This is a genomic window from Lelliottia sp. 7254-16 (assembly GCF_002922995.1).
GTDB lineage: Bacteria > Pseudomonadota > Gammaproteobacteria > Enterobacterales > Enterobacteriaceae > Enterobacter > Enterobacter jeotgali.
On sequence record NZ_PQVS01000032.1, the window covers coordinates 1 to 4,645 of the forward strand.

Consider the following 4,645-nt stretch of genomic DNA (forward strand, 5'->3'; position numbering starts at 1 on the left):
AAGACGCTAAATGAATACCAAAGTCTCTGAGTGAACATACGTAATTCATTACGAAGTTTAATTCACGAGCATCAAACTTAAATTGAAGAGTTTGATCATGGCTCAGATTGAACGCTGGCGGCAGGCCTAACACATGCAAGTCGAGCGGTAGCACAGAGAGCTTGCTCTCGGGTGACGAGCGGCGGACGGGTGAGTAATGTCTGGGAAACTGCCTGATGGAGGGGGATAACTACTGGAAACGGTAGCTAATACCGCATAACGTCGCAAGACCAAAGAGGGGGACCTTCGGGCCTCTTGCCATCAGATGTGCCCAGATGGGATTAGCTAGTAGGTGGGGTAATGGCTCACCTAGGCGACGATCCCTAGCTGGTCTGAGAGGATGACCAGCCACACTGGAACTGAGACACGGTCCAGACTCCTACGGGAGGCAGCAGTGGGGAATATTGCACAATGGGCGCAAGCCTGATGCAGCCATGCCGCGTGTATGAAGAAGGCCTTCGGGTTGTAAAGTACTTTCAGCGAGGAGGAAGGCATTGAGGTTAATAACCTCAGTGATTGACGTTACTCGCAGAAGAAGCACCGGCTAACTCCGTGCCAGCAGCCGCGGTAATACGGAGGGTGCAAGCGTTAATCGGAATTACTGGGCGTAAAGCGCACGCAGGCGGTCTGTCAAGTCGGATGTGAAATCCCCGGGCTCAACCTGGGAACTGCATTCGAAACTGGCAGGCTAGAGTCTTGTAGAGGGGGGTAGAATTCCAGGTGTAGCGGTGAAATGCGTAGAGATCTGGAGGAATACCGGTGGCGAAGGCGGCCCCCTGGACAAAGACTGACGCTCAGGTGCGAAAGCGTGGGGAGCAAACAGGATTAGATACCCTGGTAGTCCACGCCGTAAACGATGTCGACTTGGAGGTTGTTCCCTTGAGGAGTGGCTTCCGGAGCTAACGCGTTAAGTCGACCGCCTGGGGAGTACGGCCGCAAGGTTAAAACTCAAATGAATTGACGGGGGCCCGCACAAGCGGTGGAGCATGTGGTTTAATTCGATGCAACGCGAAGAACCTTACCTACTCTTGACATCCACGGAATTTAGCAGAGATGCTTTAGTGCCTTCGGGAACCGTGAGACAGGTGCTGCATGGCTGTCGTCAGCTCGTGTTGTGAAATGTTGGGTTAAGTCCCGCAACGAGCGCAACCCTTATCCTTTGTTGCCAGCGGTTCGGCCGGGAACTCAAAGGAGACTGCCAGTGATAAACTGGAGGAAGGTGGGGATGACGTCAAGTCATCATGGCCCTTACGAGTAGGGCTACACACGTGCTACAATGGCGTATACAAAGAGAAGCGACCTCGCGAGAGCAAGCGGACCTCATAAAGTACGTCGTAGTCCGGATTGGAGTCTGCAACTCGACTCCATGAAGTCGGAATCGCTAGTAATCGTAGATCAGAATGCTACGGTGAATACGTTCCCGGGCCTTGTACACACCGCCCGTCACACCATGGGAGTGGGTTGCAAAAGAAGTAGGTAGCTTAACCTTCGGGAGGGCGCTTACCACTTTGTGATTCATGACTGGGGTGAAGTCGTAACAAGGTAACCGTAGGGGAACCTGCGGTTGGATCACCTCCTTACCTGAAGAACCTGCCTTTGTAGTGTCCACACAGATTGTCTGATGAATAATGAACTTCTGAATGTACTTTCGAGTGCATTAAGAAGTTTTGCTCTTTAAAAATCTGGATCAAGCTGAAAATTGAAACGACACGCTGCGTCTGTTCTCCGTAATAAGAACAGAATGACGGTGTGTTCGAGTCTCTCAAATTTTCGCAACACGATGGTGTTTTACGAAACATCTTCGGGTTGTGAGGTTAAGCGACTAAGCGTACACGGTGGATGCCCTGGCAGTCAGAGGCGATGAAGGGCGTGCTAATCTGCGATAAGCGTCGGCGAGGTGATATGAACCTTTGACCCGGCGATACCCGAATGGGGAAACCCAGTGTGTTTCGACACACTATCATGTCATGAATACATAGTGGCATGAGGCGAACCGGGGGAACTGAAACATCTAAGTACCCCGAGGAAAAGAAATCAACCGAGATTCCCCCAGTAGCGGCGAGCGAACGGGGAGGAGCCCAGAGTCTGAATCAGCGCGTGTGTTAGTGGAACGGTCTGGAAAGTCCGACGGTACAGGGTGATAGTCCCGTACACAAAAATGCACACGCTGTGAACTCGAAGAGTAGGGCGGGACACGTGGTATCCTGTCTGAATATGGGGGGACCATCCTCCAAGGCTAAATACTCCTGACTGACCGATAGTGAACCAGTACCGTGAGGGAAAGGCGAAAAGAACCCCGGCGAGGGGAGTGAAAAAGAACCTGAAACCGTGTACGTACAAGCAGTGGGAGCCTACTTGTTAGGTGACTGCGTACCTTTTGTATAATGGGTCAGCGACTTATATTCTGTAGCAAGGTTAACCGTATAGGGGAGCCGAAGGGAAACCGAGTCTTAACTGGGCGTTAAGTTGCAGGGTATAGACCCGAAACCCGGTGATCTAGCCATGGGCAGGTTGAAGGTTGGGTAACACTAACTGGAGGACCGAACCGACTAATGTTGAAAAATTAGCGGATGACTTGTGGCTGGGGGTGAAAGGCCAATCAAACCGGGAGATAGCTGGTTCTCCCCGAAAGCTATTTAGGTAGCGCCTCGTGAACTCATCTTCGGGGGTAGAGCACTGTTTCGGCTAGGGGGCCATCCCGGCTTACCAACCCGATGCAAACTACGAATACCGAAGAATGTTATCACGGGAGACACACGGCGGGTGCTAACGTCCGTCGTGAAGAGGGAAACAACCCAGACCGCCAGCTAAGGTCCCAAAGTCATGGTTAAGTGGGAAACGATGTGGGAAGGCACAGACAGCCAGGATGTTGGCTTAGAAGCAGCCATCATTTAAAGAAAGCGTAATAGCTCACTGGTCGAGTCGGCCTGCGCGGAAGATGTAACGGGGCTAAACCATGCACCGAAGCTGCGGCAGCGACACTATGTGTTGTTGGGTAGGGGAGCGTTCTGTAAGCCGTTGAAGGTGTCCTGTGAGGGGTGCTGGAGGTATCAGAAGTGCGAATGCTGACATAAGTAACGATAAAGCGGGTGAAAAACCCGCTCGCCGGAAGACCAAGGGTTCCTGTCCAACGTTAATCGGGGCAGGGTGAGTCGACCCCTAAGGCGAGGCCGAAAGGCGTAGTCGATGGGAAACAGGTTAATATTCCTGTACTCGGTGTTACTGCGAAGGGGGGACGGAGAAGGCTATGTTAGCCGGGCGACGGTTGTCCCGGTTTAAGCATGTAGGCGGAGCGTTTAGGTAAATCCGGACGCTTATTAACGCTGAGGTGTGATGACGAGGCACTACGGTGCTGAAGTAACAAATGCCCTGCTTCCAGGAAAAGCCTCTAAGCATCAGGTAACATCAAATCGTACCCCAAACCGACACAGGTGGTCAGGTAGAGAATACCAAGGCGCTTGAGAGAACTCGGGTGAAGGAACTAGGCAAAATGGTGCCGTAACTTCGGGAGAAGGCACGCTGGTGTGTAGGTGAAGTCCCTGCGGATGGAGCTGAAACCAGTCGAAGATACCAGCTGGCTGCAACTGTTTATTAAAAACACAGCACTGTGCAAACACGAAAGTGGACGTATACGGTGTGACGCCTGCCCGGTGCCGGAAGGTTAATTGATGGGGTTAGCGGCAACGCGAAGCTCTTGATCGAAGCCCCGGTAAACGGCGGCCGTAACTATAACGGTCCTAAGGTAGCGAAATTCCTTGTCGGGTAAGTTCCGACCTGCACGAATGGCGTAATGATGGCCAGGCTGTCTCCACCCGAGACTCAGTGAAATTGAACTCGCTGTGAAGATGCAGTGTACCCGCGGCAAGACGGAAAGACCCCGTGAACCTTTACTATAGCTTGACACTGAACACTGGTCCTTGATGTGTAGGATAGGTGGGAGGCTTTGAAGCGTGGACGCCAGTCTGCGTGGAGCCAACCTTGAAATACCACCCTTTAATGGCTGGTGTTCTAACGTAGACCCGTAATCCGGGTTGCGGACAGTGTCTGGTGGGTAGTTTGACTGGGGCGGTCTCCTCCTAAAGAGTAACGGAGGAGCACGAAGGTTAGCTAATCCTGGTCGGACATCAGGAGGTTAGTGCAATGGCATAAGCTAGCTTGACTGCGAGAGTGACGGCTCGAGCAGGTGCGAAAGCAGGTCATAGTGATCCGGTGGTTCTGAATGGAAGGGCCATCGCTCAACGGATAAAAGGTACTCCGGGGATAACAGGCTGATACCGCCCAAGAGTTCATATCGACGGCGGTGTTTGGCACCTCGATGTCGGCTCATCACATCCTGGGGCTGAAGTAGGTCCCAAGGGTACGGCTGTTCGCCGTTTAAAGTGGTACGCGAGCTGGGTTTAGAACGTCGTGAGACAGTTCGGTCCCTATCTGCCGTGGGCGCTGGAGAATTGAGGGGGGCTGCTCCTAGTACGAGAGGACCGGAGTGGACGCATCACTGGTGTTCGGGTTGTCATGCCAATGGCATTGCCCGGTAGCTAAATGCGGAAAAGATAAGTGCTGAAAGCATCTAAGCACGAAACTTGCCCCGAGATGAGTTCTCCCTGAC

General features: G+C 52.7%; 2 rRNA genes. Both read left to right on the forward strand.

Going from position 1 to position 4,645, the window contains the following annotated elements:
* The first annotated feature begins 79 nt into the window (after positions 1 to 79).
* Positions 80 to 1,619: ribosomal RNA gene (locus C3708_RS23475) — 16S ribosomal RNA — on the forward strand.
* 232 nt (positions 1,620 to 1,851) lie between these two features.
* Positions 1,852 to 4,645, forward strand: a 23S ribosomal RNA gene (locus C3708_RS23485); the annotation flags it as partial.